Annotated in this window: 13 protein-coding genes and 1 rRNA gene (1 of these 14 running past the window's edge); 5 read left to right on the top strand and 9 right to left on the bottom strand. The window is 53.6% G+C overall.

Annotated elements, in window-relative coordinates:
• The 4 genes from AC2IBB_RS10710 to pyrG form a co-directional block, all read right to left on the bottom strand.
• A 16S ribosomal RNA gene (locus tag AC2IBB_RS10710) occupies positions 1-228 on the bottom strand (it extends 1,307 nt beyond the left edge of the window).
• A 441-nt stretch (positions 229-669) separates the two neighbouring features.
• Positions 670-1,965 (bottom strand): phosphopyruvate hydratase, encoded by a 1,296-nt coding sequence (gene eno, locus AC2IBB_RS10705; RefSeq protein WP_486332847.1) that lies wholly within the window; start codon positions 1,963-1,965, stop codon positions 670-672.
• A 127-nt stretch (positions 1,966-2,092) separates the two neighbouring features.
• The gene (kdsA, locus tag AC2IBB_RS10700) at positions 2,093-2,938 is read right to left on the bottom strand and encodes a 3-deoxy-8-phosphooctulonate synthase (RefSeq protein WP_486332846.1); all 846 of its coding nucleotides are present in this window, start codon (positions 2,936-2,938) and stop codon (positions 2,093-2,095) included.
• 142 nt (positions 2,939-3,080) lie between these two features.
• Positions 3,081-4,709, bottom strand: a complete 1,629-nt coding sequence (gene pyrG / locus AC2IBB_RS10695; protein WP_486332845.1) for a CTP synthase — start codon at positions 4,707-4,709, stop codon at positions 3,081-3,083.
• 387 nt (positions 4,710-5,096) lie between these two features.
• Here pyrG and AC2IBB_RS10690 point away from each other — a divergent pair, with 387 nt between their 5' ends.
• Positions 5,097-5,876 (top strand): amino acid ABC transporter substrate-binding protein, encoded by a 780-nt coding sequence (locus tag AC2IBB_RS10690; RefSeq protein ID WP_486332844.1) that lies wholly within the window; start codon positions 5,097-5,099, stop codon positions 5,874-5,876.
• Between the two features lie 30 nt (positions 5,877-5,906).
• Here the strand turns inward: AC2IBB_RS10690 and tilS are convergent, their stop codons facing one another.
• The 4 genes from tilS to AC2IBB_RS10670 form a co-directional block, all read right to left on the bottom strand.
• A complete protein-coding gene (tilS, locus tag AC2IBB_RS10685; RefSeq protein WP_486332843.1) occupies positions 5,907-7,244 on the bottom strand; it encodes a tRNA lysidine(34) synthetase TilS in 1,338 nt (445 codons plus the stop codon).
• Entirely contained in the window at positions 7,228-8,181 is a 954-nt protein-coding gene (gene accA, locus AC2IBB_RS10680; RefSeq protein WP_486333948.1) for an acetyl-CoA carboxylase carboxyl transferase subunit alpha, read from the bottom strand. The genes tilS and accA overlap by 17 nt, the downstream gene beginning before the upstream one ends.
• Before the next feature lie 103 nt (positions 8,182-8,284).
• Positions 8,285-11,761, bottom strand: a complete 3,477-nt coding sequence (dnaE, locus tag AC2IBB_RS10675) for a DNA polymerase III subunit alpha (protein ID WP_486333947.1) — start codon at positions 11,759-11,761, stop codon at positions 8,285-8,287.
• A gap of 109 nt (positions 11,762-11,870) precedes the next feature.
• Positions 11,871-12,398 carry a TlpA family protein disulfide reductase gene (locus AC2IBB_RS10670; RefSeq protein ID WP_486332842.1) on the bottom strand — a complete coding sequence of 176 codons (528 nt, stop codon included), beginning with the start codon at positions 12,396-12,398 and terminating at the stop codon, positions 11,871-11,873.
• 149 nt (positions 12,399-12,547) lie between these two features.
• Here AC2IBB_RS10670 and arsC point away from each other — a divergent pair, with 149 nt between their 5' ends.
• The 4 genes from arsC (at position 12,548) to tfpB (ending at position 15,827) form a co-directional block, all read left to right on the top strand.
• Positions 12,548-12,904 carry an arsenate reductase (glutaredoxin) gene (arsC, locus tag AC2IBB_RS10665; RefSeq protein WP_486332841.1) on the top strand — a complete coding sequence of 119 codons (357 nt, stop codon included), beginning with the start codon at positions 12,548-12,550 and terminating at the stop codon, positions 12,902-12,904.
• A 30-nt stretch (positions 12,905-12,934) separates the two neighbouring features.
• Positions 12,935-13,555 carry an NAD(P)H:quinone oxidoreductase gene (gene wrbA, locus AC2IBB_RS10660; protein ID WP_486332840.1) on the top strand — a complete coding sequence of 207 codons (621 nt, stop codon included), beginning with the start codon at positions 12,935-12,937 and terminating at the stop codon, positions 13,553-13,555.
• A 28-nt stretch (positions 13,556-13,583) separates the two neighbouring features.
• Positions 13,584-13,952, top strand: a complete 369-nt coding sequence (locus AC2IBB_RS10655) for a DUF2069 domain-containing protein (RefSeq protein ID WP_486332839.1) — start codon at positions 13,584-13,586, stop codon at positions 13,950-13,952.
• Between the two features lie 90 nt (positions 13,953-14,042).
• A complete protein-coding gene (gene tfpB, locus AC2IBB_RS10650) occupies positions 14,043-15,827 on the top strand; it encodes a type IV pilus assembly ATPase TfpB (protein WP_486332838.1) in 1,785 nt (594 codons plus the stop codon).
• Here the strand turns inward: tfpB and AC2IBB_RS10645 are convergent.
• Positions 15,804-16,913, bottom strand: coding sequence for a DUF3080 domain-containing protein (locus tag AC2IBB_RS10645; protein ID WP_486332837.1), 1,110 nt, complete (start codon positions 16,911-16,913; stop codon positions 15,804-15,806). The genes tfpB and AC2IBB_RS10645 overlap by 24 nt on opposite strands.
• Positions 16,914-17,027: the final 114 nt, after the last annotated feature.

Here is a 17,027-nt window from a genome sequence, read left to right as displayed (position 1 = left end):
TAGGCTCATCTGTTAGCGCAAGGTCCGAAGATCCCCTGCTTTCCCCCGTAGGGCGTATGCGGTATTAATCCGAGTTTCCCCGGGCTATCCCCCTCTAACAGGCAGATTCCTATGCATTACTCACCCGTCCGCCGCTCGTCAGCTCCCGAAGGACTGTTACCGCTCGACTTGCATGTGTTAAGCCTGCCGCCAGCGTTCAATCTGAGCCATGATCAAACTCTTCAGTTTAAAGAGTGTGAATCAATAAGATTCTTAATCTTGCTCAAGTTAAAACTACTGTACTCTTGAGTGATTGCTCACTCATGAATTGTACGAGTCACTAACTTAAGACTTAATCTTTTCCAGATCCGCCTCAGTTAGCGCCCACAACAAATTGCTTGATTAACTTTTTAAAGAACTTTCTCTTTCGGAGAACCTCTCCGACCGAGGCGCGCATTCTACACTTTCAAACCTCTGTGTCAACTCCTTTTTAGCGCCGCCGACTCTCTCGAACCAGCTCTTTTCCCTTCCCCCCGAACGGCTTCCCCGTCGAAGTGGGGCGCATTATACGCACATCCTTTTTCCCGTCAACTCCATTCTTTCACTTTTATTGAAAAAAATTCACTTTACTCGTTAGCGGTACCCTAACAACAAGAAAGGAGGGCCTGGGCCCTCCTTTCTGAACAGCAATCAGCCTTGGCCTTTGATCTCTTTAAGGCCACGATATGGTGCGCTGCCCGCCAACTCTTCCTCAATTCGCAGCAAACGGTTGTACTTCGCTACACGATCCGAACGACACAATGAGCCCGTCTTGATTTGCCCAGCGCTAGTAGCGACAGACAAGTCAGCAATAGTTGTATCTTCCGTTTCACCGGAGCGGTGAGAAATTACCGCAGTAAAACCAGCATCCTTGGCCATTTTGATGGCGTCCAACGTTTCGGACAGGCTACCGATCTGGTTAAACTTAATCAGAATGGAGTTAGCAATTCCTTTATCGATACCTTGCTTCAGAATCTTAGTGTTGGTGACGAACAGGTCATCGCCAACCAACTGCACCTTGTCTCCAAGCTTTCTGGTTAAAGCCGCCCAGCCGTCCCAATCACTTTCATCCATACCATCTTCTATAGAGACGATTGGATAGCGTTGCGACAGGTCCCCCAAATAATCAGCAAACTCTTCAGAAGAGAACACCTTGCCCTCGCCAGCAAGGTTGTACTGACCGTCTTTATAGAACTCAGAAGATGCGCAATCCAACGCCAGAGTTATATCTGAACCCAGCTTATAACCCGCTTTAGTGACAGCCTCTTCGATCGCCGCCAATGCAGCTTCGTTGGAAGGCAAGTTAGGCGCAAAGCCACCTTCGTCTCCAACCGCTGTATTCAAGCCTTTATCGTGCAGAACCTTTTTCAGGTTGTGAAAAATCTCCGCACCAACACGTAACGCCTCACGAAAGCTGGCGACGCCTACGGGCTGAACCATGAATTCCTGAATGTCTACATTATTGTCAGCGTGCTCACCGCCATTAAGAATGTTCATCATTGGCACAGGCATAGAGTACTGACCAGACGTACCATTGATGTCAGCAATATGGGCGTAGAGAGGCACGCCTTTTTCCTGCGCCGCCGCCTTCGCAGCCGCCAAAGATACCGCCAAAATCGCATTAGCGCCCAAATTGGCTTTATTCTCTGTGCCGTCCAGCTCAATCATGACGCGATCCAGCTCACGCTGCTCTCTTGCATCCCTCCCAATTAATGCAGAACGAATAGAAGTATTAACAGCATCAACGGCCTTTAAGACGCCCTTACCCATGTAGCGCGCCGGATCTTTATCGCGTAGCTCCAAGGCTTCACGAGAACCTGTGGAAGCCCCTGACGGCGCGCATGCGGAACCAACAACGCCAGACTTCAGCACTACATCCGCTTCAACGGTAGGATTACCGCGAGAGTCGAGCACCTCTCGGGCGCGCACATCTACTATTTCAGCCATATCTCAATTTCTCCTGTAACAGTTGGTAATGTTTCGGAATTAATAATTATTGTGGTTATTGAAGTCATCAGTAGTATTTAGAAAACAGTCTATTGACCGTTTCTACACCAAGACAACCCACCCTTCCTCACGCAGTATCAATATTGGGAAATTGTTTGACCAAGTCGTCCAGCGACTTCATTTGAGCCAAAAATGGTTCGAGTTGAGACAAGCGCAACGCGCAGGGGCCGTCACACTTCGCCACATCAGGATCAGGATGCGCCTCCAGGAACAATCCCGCCAAGCCAACAGCCATTCCTGAGCGGGCTAGTTGCACGACTTGCTCCCTGCGACCGCCAGCTGAACTCGACCGTCCACCCGGCATCTGCAGTGAGTGCGTCACGTCAAAAAATACCGGGTAACCAAATTGCTTCATAACGCCAAAGCCAAGCATATCGACGACTAAATTGTTATAGCCAAACGACGAGCCGCGCTCGCAGAGGATCAGCTGATCATTTCCAGCTTCCTCACACTTGCTCAGAATATGTTTCATTTCCTGAGGCGCAAGGAACTGGGCCTTCTTGATGTTAACCGGACGTCCAGTCCGCGCCATCGCAGCAACCAGATCTGTCTGACGGGATAAAAAAGCTGGCAACTGAATAATATCCGCCACTTCCGCTACCGGTTGCGCCTGATGTGGCTCATGCACATCCGTGATGACCGGGACATTAAAAGTACGCTTGATCTCTTCAAAAATCTTGAGGCCTTCATCCAGGCCTGGACCACGATAGGAACTGATGGAAGAGCGGTTGGCTTTGTCGAAAGAGGCTTTAAAGACGTATGGAATGCCCAGCTTCTGGGTGACTTTCACATAGGATTCTGCGACTTGAAGAGCCAGATCACGGGATTCCAGCACATTCATACCACCGAACAGAACAAAGGGACGATCATTTGCGATATCAATACCGCCCACTTTCACAGTTCTAGTTGACATGTATTCAACCTTATTTTTGAGCATCCCCATCTAACGCCCGGGGTTGCATTGGGCCATAAAATGAAAAGGCCGCTATTTTAGCAAAAGCGGCCTCTCAAATAACCCTCAACTTTTGCTCATGGAACAAAATACATTGAATCGCCTACTTTCCGTCAGCATTCTCCAGCGCTGCGCGGACAAACCCTTCAAATAATGGGTGCCCATCACGGGGCGTCGACTTGAACTCTGGATGGAACTGACAGGCGACGAACCAAGGATGGTCCTTTACTTCAACCACTTCCACCAAAGAACCGTCTTGAGACCAGCCCGCAACCTGCAAACCAGCCTCTTCCAGTCGCGGCACAAGGTTACTATTCACCTCATAGCGATGTCGATGACGCTCCTGAATCAGCCCCTTGCCATAGCAATCACGCACCGTGGAGCCTTCAACCAGCTTACATTCCTGCGCACCCAAACGCATAGTTCCGCCGAGGTCAGAGGCCTCGTTACGTTGCTCGGTCTTGCCACTCGCATCCTGCCACTCAGTGATCAAGCCTACAACCGGATGAGCGGATTTCGGATTAAACTCAGTACTGTGCGCATCCTCCATGCCCGCCACATGACGAGCGTATTCGATTACCGCAACCTGCAACCCCAGACAAATACCCAAATAAGGAATTTTATTCTCGCGGGCGTAGCGGACTGTTTGAATCTTGCCTTCCACGCCACGCTCACCAAAGCCGCCCGGCACCAAAATCGCGTCAACGCCTTTGAGCAAATCAACGCCTTGCTGGTAAACCTGTTCGGAGTCGATATAACGAATATTCACCTTGGTTTTGTTGCGAATACCTGCATGTTTCAACGCCTCAATCAAGGATTTATAAGCGTCCAACAGCTCCATGTACTTACCGACCATGGCGATAGTGACTTCATGCTCAGGATTGGCTTCATTGTCGACAACATTCTGCCACTCGCTGAGGTCAGCAGGCCCACATTCCAGCCCGAAACGCTCCACGATAATCTCATCCAGGCCCTGCGCATGCAGCATCATAGGGATAGAATAAATGGATTTGGCGTCCTCAAGCGCAATAACCGCACGTTCTTCAACGTTGGTAAACAGTGCAATCTTGCGACGGGATGATTGATCAATACTATGCTCAGAACGACATACCAGAACATCCGGCTGCAGGCCTATCGAACGCATTTCTTTGACTGAGTGCTGGGTCGGCTTGGTCTTTACCTCACCGGCGGTAGCGATATAAGGCACCAGGGTCAAATGCATGAATAGCGCGCGCTTGGAGCCCACCTCCACTTTCAACTGACGAGTGGCCTCGAGAAATGGCAGCGATTCGATATCTCCCACTGTGCCGCCGATTTCAACCAGCGCCACGTCCGCATCGCCAGCGCCTTCCACGATACGGCGCTTGATTTCGTCAGTAATGTGCGGAATGACCTGCACCGTGCCGCCCAAATAATCGCCGCGACGCTCTTTGCGCAACACGGTTTCATATACGCGACCAGTAGTGAAGTTATTGCGTTTGGTCATGGTCGTGCGGATAAACCGCTCGTAGTGACCAAGGTCAAGATCCGTTTCCGCGCCGTCTTCAGTGACGAAGACCTCTCCGTGCTGGAAGGGGCTCATGGTGCCCGGGTCCACGTTGATGTAAGGATCCAGTTTCAGGATGGTGACTTTCAGTCCGCGTGCTTCAAGGATAGCGGCCAAAGATGCGGATGCGATGCCCTTCCCCAAGGAAGAAACAACCCCACCTGTGACGAATATATAGCGCGTCATGCAAAACCCGTTGGTGTAACAGATGTTAATCGGAAAGGAGGGAGATATTCATCTCAAAGATGGGACGCCAGAGTAACAGAAACAGGGGGGTATCTCAATGAATGATGCGATGATTTGCCCGAATTGATGCAGCGCCTTCGGCCGCTGCGACCATGGAAAGTGAGCGTTATAAGGAGACATTCGAGCTGTTTCCGGCCAACTGGCTATACTTCAACTATGGCCAGCTCCATCCTGTATAGGCAACCTGAGACAACAGACGTTACCAAGGCGTCGTCATTTTCTCTTTTTCTATCAAGAATAACTGGAGTTCTTCTACTTCTGACTTTTTCTCTCTTTGTCGACGCCTCAGAGATAACCAAGGTGCGGTACCCTGTTCCCGAGTCCGAAATGGATCTTCGCTATGAGTACCCCAAACAGCTTTTGAAGCTGGTCCTTGAAGAGACTCTCGACTCTCACGGAGCCTATAAAATCGAAGACGCCCCAATTAGAGCGTCTCAGACCCGTAACGAGATCTTCCTGCGCCAAGGATACAATATCGATATCATCTGGAGACCGGAAAACGGTTCTCTTGATGAAAACTTTCTTCCTATTCGCATTCCCTTACTTAAGGGGGCGTTGGGATATCGCGTTTTTCTGATTCGGCAGTCCGATCAGAGCCGCTTCCACGCCATCAGCACACTCAGCGAGTTAAAGTCCCTGACTGCCGGTTTTGGCCATGACTGGCCCGACGTTCATGTACTGAAGGCGAACAATATTCCCCTTGAGTTGAGCTCAGACTATGAAGCGCTCTTCAAAATGCTTATCACTGAGCGGTTCGACTATTTTCCCCGGGGTATAAATGAAGCCTGGGATGAGTATGAGCAGCGACATCCATTTCTCCCAGAGCTAAAAGTAGAAGACTCCATCCTCCTGTATTACCCCCTGCCCGTTTACTTTGTAGTGAACAAGTCAAACAAGAAACTCGCACAACGCATAGAAACCGGTTTACAGAAGGCCATTGCAAAAGGCGCTTTTGACCAGCTTTTTCTCTCTCACCACCAAAGCATGCTGGAGAGAGCCAATCTAAGCGGAAGAAAGTTGTTTGTTCTTGAGAATCCCTATCTACCGGAGTCTACACCCAGTGGAAGCCAATACTGGCTCAAGGTTGGCGACAGTCGAGCGCAATAAAGGGGGGGGTATAAGACGTCTCCAGTGTATTCAGTCGCACAGCAAGGGCAGCCAGGCTTCGCCGGCAGCAGCGAAGGGCTCTGCGACGCCATAGCCGACAACGGCGACCAACTCTTCGTTGAAGAAGATCAAGGGAATACTGTCTCGTCGCCAAGGGGGAACATTACGCTCTTGCAACCACTTTTTTAAAGGGCAGGAGCCGCCTCGTCCATTGGGTCGAAAGCTCTCCCCTCCACGACGAAATCTAACAACAACTTTTTCATCAGTACGAGGAGCCCTTATGCCCTCTACGACTTTCTCGGCAACCAGCAAACCAACCGGAGTCTGCAATGGTTCAGGCAGACTCCAAATCGCTTCATATCCTGGCGGAGGCGCCTCAGTCTTCTTTGTGACATAGAGCTTTCCGCCGTGACGACGCAAAACACAGCTCCCTAATTGATAGGCTGGCTGCCGAGAGGACTCCGCCCCCAACATCTGCGCAAGGATCTCAGACAAATCAACTTCAGAAGCAATTAACCCCACGGATTGCAGCCAATAGCGCAGCGCGTTCTTCCGACGATGAAGCGACAGACTCGACAGCACCCTAATCTCCAGCTCCGGCTCATCCGCGCTCGCCACACAGGAGTTCAAATCGATCTCAGCCAACTCATCCAACAATTTGGAAGCCTCGGACATCCGTCGCCCGCTTTCAGCGATCATAGCTACCGCACCGCGCCACCTTGCAGTCAACGGCCCGATTATTTCGTTACGAAGAAAATTCCTGTCAAATACAGAGCCCGCGTTGCTTTCATCCTCTACCCAATGCAAACCCCAATGCTGAGCCAAAATCTCAAGTTCCAGCCGGGTATAGCCCAACAGCGGCCGCACCAACATTCCTTTCCCGAGGCCACGCTGATAGGGAATACCTGCCAGGCCCTTAACGCCATGCCCTTTGAGCAGCCTGAATAAGATAGTTTCCGCCTGATCATTCTGATGATGACCTTGCAACAGCAGCGCGCCGGGGCGCTTAGAAAGATAGTGTTCAAACAGGCGGTAACGGGCATTGCGGGCGGCGGCCTCAAGTCCGGCGCCGTCACGCGCGACGTTCTCCCTATGGGCATGAAGCGATACGTCTAAGTCTTGACACTGCTGGCGACAGTGCGCCAACCAGGCGTCTGCATTCGGGCTGAGTCCATGATGGACATGTATCGCCTCAATCGCCACGCCAGCAGGCCATGCGCGAAGCGCGGCATGCAACAACACGCTGGAGTCCAGACCACCACTATAGGCGATGTACAACAGGGAAGATTCAGGCGCCCTTCGCAGGGCCAGGAGAAGACGCCGCTCAATATCGGCGGCGTCATGGGAAGTATTAGAGGAAGCGGTCATAGGAAGTCAGGCGCTTATACCGCTCTGCAACCAGTTCCTCGGCATCCATTTCCAGCAATTGACCCAATGAGTCTTTCAGCGCCGCCTTGATATGGCCCGCCATCAGCTCAGGGTTACGGTGCGCGCCGCCCAGAGGCTCATCCAGCACCTTATCCGCAAAGCCCAGCTCGGCGAGACGCTTGGCTGTGATACCCATCGCTTCCGCCGCATTGGCGGCGTATTCGGCGTTCTTCCACAAAATGGAAGCACAACCTTCTGGAGAGATGACGGAGTAAGTAGAGTACTGCAGCATGATCAAACGATCACAAACCCCAACCGCCAAAGCGCCGCCGGAACCGCCTTCGCCGATTACCGTGGAGATGATCGGCGTCTTCAAGCGGGACATGACCGCCAGATTAAACGCAATCGCCTCACTTTGACCGCGCTCTTCCGCGCCGATGCCAGGATAGGCCCCTGGAGTATCGATAAAGGTCAGGATCGGCATTTTGAAACGCTCGGCCATTTCCATCAGTCGAAGCGCTTTGCGGTAACCTTCAGGGCGCGGCATACCGAAATTACGCTTCACTTTCTCTTTGATCTCACGCCCTTTCTGATGCCCGATGATCATAACGGGCTCATCATCCAGTCTGGCGATGCCGCCAACGATAGCCAGATCGTCCGCGTATTTACGATCGCCATGCAGCTCGTCGAAATCTTCGAAAATCATCCGCACATAGTCCAGCGTATAAGGACGCTTGGGATGACGGGACAGCCGGGAAATATCCCAGGAGGACAGATCCGCAAATATATTTTCCGTGAGCGACACGCTCTTGGATTTCAGACGGTTGATCTCGTCAGTGATATTTAACTCACTGTCGTTACCAACCAGACGCAACTCCTCTATCTTTTCCTCCAGCTCGGCGATCGGCTGTTCGAAGTCGAGATAATAAGGGTTCATCTGCTTTTCATGCTTACTCATAGTTTTTTCTTGCTCGGCTATGTCTCTTGAGCTTGAGCTGACGCGCATGTCTTTACATGCCTTGTCGAATACAAGCGAGGGGTTAACTGTAACGCAGTTGCACCCGCTCCTTGCCCAACAAATATCGCAGCCCCTGAATCAATTCATCGCTTGGATTAACCCGCCAATCTTCCGCCAGACGCAGTCTGGTGCGGGCCGTTTCCGTTTCATAATTGATCAAAACCGGGCAACCTTCGGCGCGATGTTCTCCCAGAACGCCGCCCAGTTCGTCAATAAAGCCGTTATTAAAGTCTTTTTCGTGTACAAAGAGAATAAGCTCTTTGGCGAACTTCAGTCGCGCCTGACCGATATCCGAGGTCAATTTCGCCCGGACAGAAAGCCCACCAGAATAGTCATCCTCGCCGACCACGCCCTCAATCACCAGAATACGGTCATTGTGCAACATCTCTTTGGCCTGCTCATAAGCGTCGGAGAAAAACGTCACCTCAATACGACCGCTACGATCATCCAGCGTCGCGAAGCCAATGTAACCGCCGCGCTTGCTTTTCATGGTGCGCACCGCCACCACTAGGCCCGCGACATTCTGCGGACTCTTGCCAGGACGCAACTCCGAAATAGGAGTGCGCACGAAACGGCGCACCTCCTGCTCGTACTCATCGAATGGATGCCCGGTCAGGTAAAGACCCAGAGTTTCCTTTTCTAATTTCAGACGCTCTTTATCGCTCCACTCCTGCATACCTTCCGTCGCGCTGTAGGGATTCGGGTCCGTTTCCGGCACTACCTCGCCGAACAGGTCCAGCATACCGGCGTCTTCATTGCGGGAGTGCTGGTCCGCGCGGCGCACAGCTTCGTTGATGGACGCCAGCATACGAGCGCGATTCGGCCCCAGCTTATCCATGGCGCCAGAGCGAATTAGCGCTTCCAGCGCGCGTTTGTTGACCCTGCGCAGATCTACGCGCTGACAGAAGTCGAACAGGTCACGGAAGGGGCCGCCTTCTTCGCGGGCGTCCAGAATACTTTGCACAGGGCCTTCCCCCAGCCCTTTTACCGCGCCCAGACCGTAAACGATGCGATGCTTATCGTCGACAGTGAAGGTATAGCTACTGTTATTGACGTCCGGCAACACCAAGTCCAGCTTCATGCGCCGACACTCTTCCACCAGCGTCACCACTTTGTCGGTGTTCTGCATATCCGCAGTAAGCACCGCCGCCATGAACGGCGCAGGATAGTGGCACTTGAGCCATGCAGTCTGGTAAGACACCAAAGCGTAGGCGGCGGAATGCGATTTGTTGAAACCGTAACCCGCAAACTTTTCCACCAGGTCAAAAATCTTTTCCGCCAGGTCCTGCCCAATCCCCTGATTGATGCTCCCCTCTACGAAGATTTCCTTTTGCTTGGCCATTTCCTCGGGTTTCTTTTTACCCATCGCACGACGCAGCAAATCCGCGCCGCCAAGTGTGTATCCCGCCATCACCTGGGCGATCTGCATGACCTGCTCCTGATACAGGATGATGCCGTAGGTAGGCTGCAGGACCGGTTTCAAGGACTCCAACTGATAATCCGGGTGAGGATACGCCAGCTCCGCGCGACCATGCTTACGGTTGATAAAGTCGTCAACCATGCCCGATTGCAGCGGCCCCGGACGGAACAGGGCCACAAGAGCGATGATGTCTTCGAAGCAGTCCGGCATCAGGCGCCGGATAAGCTCTTTCATTCCGCGGGATTCAAGCTGGAACACCGCGGTGGTTTCACCATGCTTGAGCAAATTGAACGTAGGCGCGTCATCCAGAGGAATGAAGTTGATATCCAGCGGCGGCTGGCCTTTTTCCGCATGCTGGCGGTTAATGATATCTACCGCCCAATCAACGATGGTCAGCGTACGCAACCCCAGGAAGTCGAACTTGACCAGACCTGCCGATTCTACGTCGTCCTTATCGAACTGAGTCACCAGGCCCGAGCCCGTCTCATCACAGTACAAAGGCGCAAAGTCGGTCAGCTTGGTTGGGGCGATCACCACGCCACCCGCGTGCTTACCAACGTTACGGGTCACGCCTTCCAGCTTGCGCGCCATCTCCCAGATTTCCGCCGCTTCTTCATCTGTGGTCAGGTATTCCCGCAGCGGTTCTTCCTGTTCATAGGCTTTGGCCAGAGTCATGCCCACTTCGAAAGGAATCAGCTTGGACAGACGGTCGCCCATGGAGTAAGGACGCCCCTGCACCCGCGCCACGTCCCGCACTACCGCCTTCGCCGCCATGGTTCCAAAAGTAATAATCTGGGACACCGCATTACGACCGTATGCTTCAGCCACGTATGCGATAACCCGGTCCCGACCTTCCATACAGAAGTCGACGTCAAAGTCAGGCATCGACACCCGTTCCGGGTTAAGGAATCGCTCGAACAGCAAGTCGTAGGCGAGAGGGTCCAAATCGGTGATTTTTAGCGCGTAGGCCACCAGGGAGCCTGCGCCGGACCCCCGTCCCGGTCCCACTGGCACGCCGTTATTCTTGGCCCACTTGATGAAGTCCATAACGATGAGGAAGTATCCGGGGAACCCCATCTGGGTGATGATATCCAGCTCAAATTTGAGCCGGTCATAGTAGCTTTGGCGCTTATTGCCGTATTCTGGATCATCTTGCCTGAGCAGAGTGGCCAACCGCTCCTCCAGCCCCTCCTCCGAGACTTTGATGAAGAACTCATCAATGGTCATTCCTTCCGGTATGGGGTAATTCGGCAGGAAATATTTGCCCAAACGCAAGCTGACGTTGCAGCGCTGGGCGATTTCCACCGTATTCTCGATCGCTTCAGGAATATCCGAGAACAACTCTCGCATTTCCTCCGCTGTTTTCAGGTACTGCTCTTCGCTGAAGCGACGCTCCCGACGCGGATCGTCCAAAGTGCGGCTTTCGTGGATACACACTCGCGCTTCATGAGCTTCAAAGTCATCACGCTCAAGGAAGTGCACATCGTTGGTGGCCACCACCGGGCAGCCTGTTTCCAGCGCCAGCTCCACAGAGGCGTGTACGCACTCTTCGTCATTAACCCGCCCCGTGCGCTGCAGCTCCAGATAAAACGCATCCGGGAACATTTCCATCCAAAAGGCCAACCGTTCGCGCGCCAGCTCCGGCTTACCCGCCAGCAACGCCTGACCAACATCGCCATATTTAGCGCCGGACATCGCCAACATGCCTTCCGCCTGAGCGCCGATCCAGTCTTTCTTCAAAATGGCGCGACCGTGAGACTGCCCTTCGGTAAAACCACGGGATATGAGTTCCGTCAGGTTACGGTAGCCGGTTTCATTGCGAGCGAATAAAGTAAGCCGAAATGGGAGCAAGGGGTCATCCAGGTTTTCAACCCAGACATCTGCGCCGACCACCGGCTTCACGCCAGCGCCAGAGGCGGCCTTGTAATATTTAACTAGGCAACACATGTTGGACTGGTCTGTCACCGCCACAGCAGGCATCCCCATATCGGCCAGTTTTTTGACCAAAGGTTTGACTTTTACCAGTCCGTCAACCAGAGAAAATTCTGTATGAATGCGTAAATGAATGAAATCGCCCATCGGGCCTTTATCTCCAGCTTCTTCGCGCCACACGGCTTTCAGATCCGCGCTAGCCAACAATTCTCAGTAAAGTCACAAATTCTTAAATATAGACGCCAATTGGCGGCGATTATTGTGGAATAGCCGACAAAATCGCATTTTTCGTCTGTGCGCCAATCATCTCGCGCTGCACCTTGCCGTCATGAATCAACAGCGTAGTCGGCAACACCTTGGGGATTTCCACTTTCCAGTGACGGGTCGGATCGCCTTGCAAAACTGGGAAGTTAATGCCCATTTTGTCGATGGTTTTGGTCAGCGCCTCTCCCTTGTGGCTATCATAATCCACCCCCAGAACGATGACGCCGGGATGTCTATTTAGCTCATTCAACTCAGGAATTTCAACCTTACAGGGGCCACACCACTCCGCCCAAAAATTCAGAATAATCCACTGCCCGCCCAGTTGATCCAGGTTGATTTCTCCGCCATCCGCCAGCTTCACCACGGTCGTCAGCGGCTCATCGCCTTTGTCTTCCGAACAGCCCGCCAGTAACGCCAGCAGGGCTCCTGCGATCAGCGCGCTGAACATGGCCTGACGTATCGTCGAGACGCCACTTGCAATGACTTGAAACAGACCGAGGGTAATTTGACGGGCGATCAAAATGTTTCTCCTGATAATACGCAGACCGGCATTCTACACGAAAAAGGGTGGAGAATTGGGAGTCTGGCTTTTCCGTCATTGAAAGTGTTAGAAATGCGCTCCCCAGATGCTTAAACTTGCCCTCCTAATGCAATAACAGGAAACAGACGATGAGTAAAAACACCCTCACAATCTGGCACAACCCACGCTGCTCCAAATCCCGGCAAACGCTGCAGATTATTGAAGAAAGCGGCGTAGAGCCAGCGGTTGTGAAATACCTGGAAACACCTCCCAGTGCGGAGGAACTGAAGGCGGCGCTGTCCAAGCTGGGCATATCCGCAAGGGAGCTGTTGCGCAAAGGCGAAGAAGAGTACAAAGCTCTCAATTTAGCCAACCCTGATCTCAGCGAAGACGCGCTGATTGAAGCAATGGCCGCTCACCCTAAGCTGATCGAACGCCCTGTTGTCATTAAAGGCGACCGCGCCGTATTGGGTCGTCCACCGGAAAATGTTAACGAACTGCTGTAATTTCTCCATCTCTTATAAATGAAGGAAACCATGAAGCCAGCGACAGACGCCCCGTATCTACTGGTGCTTTACTACAGCCGCAACGGCGCCACCCGCCTGCTGGCGCAGCATGTCGCCCGCGGCGCAGCGCAGGCAACCGGCATGGACGTACGCGTCCGCACCGTTCCCCCCGTATCCGCCGTATGTGAAGCGACAGCGCCGACCATTCCCGAAGAAGGCGATGTTTATTGCACGTTGGAAGACCTGGAAAATTGCAGCGGACTGGTGATCGGGTCGCCGACGCGGTTTGGCAATATGGCCGCTCCCCTGAAATACTTTCTCGACCAGACTGGCTCACTCTGGCAGGCGGGAGCGCTAATTGATAAACCCGCCGCAGCCTTTACATCCACCAGCAGCCTGCATGGAGGACAGGAAACTACCCTGCAAACCATGCTCACCCCCCTCTTGCATCACGGCATGCTGCTGGTTGGCCTGCCCTATAGTGAGGCCGGTCTCAGCGAAACGCGAGGCGGCGGTTCACCCTACGGCGCAGGCCATTGGTCAGGCTCCGACGGCGCCCGTCGCGCAGACGAAACCGAACTACAGCTGTGTCGAGCCTTAGGCCGCCGGGTGGCGGAGCTGGCGCATCGACTGGCGATCACCAGGGTTTGACCCCTGTCGCGTAAACTGGAGATTAACGTTGTCCCTATCGCAAAAAGTAAAAGCCGCCCGCTCTTTGGTGACGGCGAGCTATCTGATACTGACTCTTTTGGTGCTGTTCAGCACCTGGCAGAGCATTTCTCAGAATACCGAAACATCATGGCTGCTGATTGTCGGCGTCAAATGTCTACCGCTGCTGGCGTTTTTCCCGGCGGTGTATCTGGGCCATATACGCGGCCTGATCTGGTTATGCTTTGTGCTCTGCCTATACTTTATAAGGGCCGTCGGCGATTACGCCGCAGGTCAGAATTTAATGATCAGTGGCGCTCTCGCTGTAATGAGCGTTATCCTGTTCAGTACGATTCTGTGCTTTATTAAATGGAACGCACAAGCGCGCCGCGCTGGCTAAACCCAGCGTCCAAGCCGCATTGACAGCGATGTCTGCGGCTTGCGGCGGGCAATACATATTCTCGGATTAGACAACAGTTATATTAAGCCAATGAGCATCGCCGCCTCCGCACAACCCCAATGGCTGACCACCGTCGACATCATCAAACGTCTGGTGCGTCTGAAACGGATCACACAGGAAGAGGGAGAGAAGTTCCTCAGCTCTCCTCGCAGCAAAAGCGAACTGGCTTTGCACCCTATCGAGCAGGTGGTCAACTCAGGCCTGATTGATCATAGTTCCGGCAAAGCTTTTGAACTGGAGGAACTTTCCTCCTGGCTGGCGAAAGAAGCCGGTCAATCTTATTTCCACATCGATCCGCTGAAGATAGACGCCAGAGGCGTAGCCTCTCTGATGTCCTTCGCCTATGCGCAGCGCCATCGCATACTGGGCGTGGAAATTCACAAAGACCATGTGGTGATCGCCAGCGCCGAGCCATTCGTCACCGGCTGGGAAGACAATCTTCGCCATGTCGTCCGTAAAGATATCAAACGGGTGGTGGCCAACCCTGCGGACATCCGTCGCTTTACCGTAGAATTTTATCGACTGGCCACTTCGGTGGACAAAGCCGTCGGAGGACGCGGTGAAACCTCCGCCGCTATCGGCAACTTCGAACAGCTATTGGAGCTGGGCAATGTCGCCAACCCTGACGCCAATGACCAGCACATCGTCAATATCGTGGATTGGCTGCTGCAGTACGCCTTCGACCAGCGCGCCAGCGATATTCACATTGAGCCCCGCCGAGAAATTGGCCATGTCAGGTTCCGCATCGATGGCGTGCTGCATAACGTCTATGAACTCCCCATGCAGGTCTCCATGGCGGTAGTGAGCCGACTGAAAATACTGGGTCGCCTGAACGTTGCTGAAAAGCGCAAACCCCAGGACGGTCGCATCAAAACCAAAAATCCGGACGGCCTGGAAATCGAGTTGCGTCTTTCCACGCTACCTACAGCTTTTGGCGAAAAGCTCGTCATGCGGGTATTTGACCCGGATGTATTGTTACGTTCTTTCTCCGATCTTGGCTTTGGCCATGACGATAATCGCCGCTGGAACGCCATGACCCGCCAGCCCAACGGCATCATTCTGGTGACCGGTCCTACCGGATCAGGCAAAACCACAACGCTTTATTCCACACTGAAAAGCCTGGCCACATCGGAAGTCAACGTCTGCACCATTGAGGACCCCATCGAAATGGTGGAGCCCGCCTTCAATCAGATGCAGGTGCAAAGCGGTATTGGCGTCACTTTCGCCAGCGGCGTCAGGGCGTTGCTGCGACAGGACCCCGACATCATCATGGTGGGCGAGATTCGTGACCTGGAAACAGCGGAGATGGCGATCCAGGCGGCGTTGACTGGCCACCTGGTGCTCTCCACGCTGCACACTAACGACGCTCCCAGCGCCATTACCCGACTGCTTGAGCTGGGCGTGCCCGGTTATCTGGTGAAAGCCACTGTGCTGGGGGTTATGGCGCAACGTTTGGTTCGCGTGCTTTGCCCTAACTGCAAGGAACCCACCACCATTGACGAAAAAGACTGGCAAAACCTGATTCACCCCTGGAAAGCCTCCATGCCGGATCATGCCTGCGCCCCGGTAGGTTGTCTTGAGTGTCGCAATACCGGTTATCGCGGTCGGGCTGGCGTGTACGAAGTCATGACGCTGAGCGAAAGCGTGAAAGAGTCCATCAACGAACAATGCGACCTGGAGCGTATCCGTAAAGTAGCCGTGAAGGAAGGTATGCGTACGCTGCGACTTAGCGGTGCGCAAAAAGTGGCTAACGGCATGACGACGATCGACGAAGTCTTGCGGGTGACGCCGTCATCGAGCCTGGCCATCGTCTGATTCTGCGGCGCCCGGAGTGCCGGGCGCCATCCCGCACTGAGCCAGCATTTGCGTCCATATCGCCGCGTGCTCAGCGGCGCTTTGACGGAACTCCCACCATAAACTGAACTCGCCCTCCTGCAAATATCGCTGCGCAAAAGCCTGCAGCGCCGCGGATTTATCCCCCTGCAAGAGACGATATGAACGCTGCAGCGGCGGCAACCATTCTCGACGGGCTTTTTCCAGCTGCGCCAGATAGGGCTGCACCCGAACGCTATATATATTCACCAGTACATTTTGCAGGATGCGGCTTCGCTCCGTCGGCGCTCCGCTCACACAGAGAGGCCGCTCCGCGAGCCGCCGCCGCAACCCCGCCACAATCGCCTTCATTTCCACAGTCGAACGCTCTGCGGAGAAAAACAATCGTCCCGCCAGGGGATAAGTCAGCAAACGACGATTAAGCGCCTCCAGACTGTCCGCGCTCAGACTCGGAGACTCAGGCTGCGCCGACCACTCCGCCAGCGAAGACAGAGCCAGACTCAACTCAGTCCAGTCGCCGGCCTGAAAATCCAATTCGAAGCCGCCCTCCTTCTGGGACATCAACGTCTGCCACTCCGGTCCGGCCCAGGTTGCATTCCAGGCTGTATTACGAATCTCGTCGCGTTTGCTCGCCAGCACACGTCGCAGCTCCCCGGCAAGCTCAGTGTCGCCATTCTGGGTTTCAAGCACCGCCAGACAGGCCTCCCCCAAACGCAAGAATTGCTGCTCATAAAGCCATTTCTGACTGGCGGGCATCACCTTGCCCAGTGAACTGTTGCGAAAGCCTACGAGACGATTCAATTCACAGTCGGATAAGCTCAGAAAGTCCAGTATGTTAATCTTCAGTTCAGCGACATCCCGCACCAGGTCTTTACTGCGCGGATAGAGCGCAACGGGTAATGCGCGCTCGCCAGATGGAAAATCTGTGTCCAGTACACGCTCCAGGCGGTCACGGTAATCCTGAAACAATTCCTCAGCAGTGTCGGGAGGGCCAATACAGGAGGACAGCGATGCGGTGACGAGAAGAATAGCCGCTGTCGCCAATATTTGACGTAAAGAAACAATCATGAAAAAAACGGCCGCTCCGATAGTCCTGTCAGTATCGAAATTGTCGGCCGCAAGCAGTCTGAAAGTCCAGCCCTCAGCTCCAGGGCTTAGGGGAATCCGCGCGTCCTGGCCAGA

It is taken from the genome of Hahella sp. NS-SX17, from assembly GCF_057367735.1.
This window is presented reverse-complemented; position numbering and strand designations above follow the sequence as displayed.

Excerpts from the sequence above, each read along its gene's own strand:
- eno (WP_486332847.1), bottom strand. The coding sequence starts at position 1,965 with ATGGCTGAAATAGTAGATGTGCGCGCCCGAGAGGTGCTCGACTCTCGC.
- dnaE (WP_486333947.1), bottom strand. The coding sequence starts at position 11,761 with ATGGGCGATTTCATTCATTTACGCATTCATACAGAATTTTCTCTGGTT.
- AC2IBB_RS10645 (WP_486332837.1), bottom strand. The coding sequence starts at position 16,913 with ATGATTGTTTCTTTACGTCAAATATTGGCGACAGCGGCTATTCTTCTC.
- wrbA (WP_486332840.1), top strand. The coding sequence starts at position 12,935 with ATGAAGCCAGCGACAGACGCCCCGTATCTACTGGTGCTTTACTACAGC.
- AC2IBB_RS10690 (WP_486332844.1), top strand. The coding sequence starts at position 5,097 with ATGGATCTTCGCTATGAGTACCCCAAACAGCTTTTGAAGCTGGTCCTT.
- accA (WP_486333948.1), bottom strand. The coding sequence starts at position 8,181 with ATGAACCCTTATTATCTCGACTTCGAACAGCCGATCGCCGAGCTGGAG.
- tilS (WP_486332843.1), bottom strand. The coding sequence starts at position 7,244 with ATGACCGCTTCCTCTAATACTTCCCATGACGCCGCCGATATTGAGCGG.
- pyrG (WP_486332845.1), bottom strand. The coding sequence starts at position 4,709 with ATGACGCGCTATATATTCGTCACAGGTGGGGTTGTTTCTTCCTTGGGG.
- tfpB (WP_486332838.1), top strand. The coding sequence starts at position 14,043 with ATGAGCATCGCCGCCTCCGCACAACCCCAATGGCTGACCACCGTCGAC.
- kdsA (WP_486332846.1), bottom strand. The coding sequence starts at position 2,938 with ATGTCAACTAGAACTGTGAAAGTGGGCGGTATTGATATCGCAAATGAT.
- arsC (WP_486332841.1), top strand. The coding sequence starts at position 12,548 with ATGAGTAAAAACACCCTCACAATCTGGCACAACCCACGCTGCTCCAAA.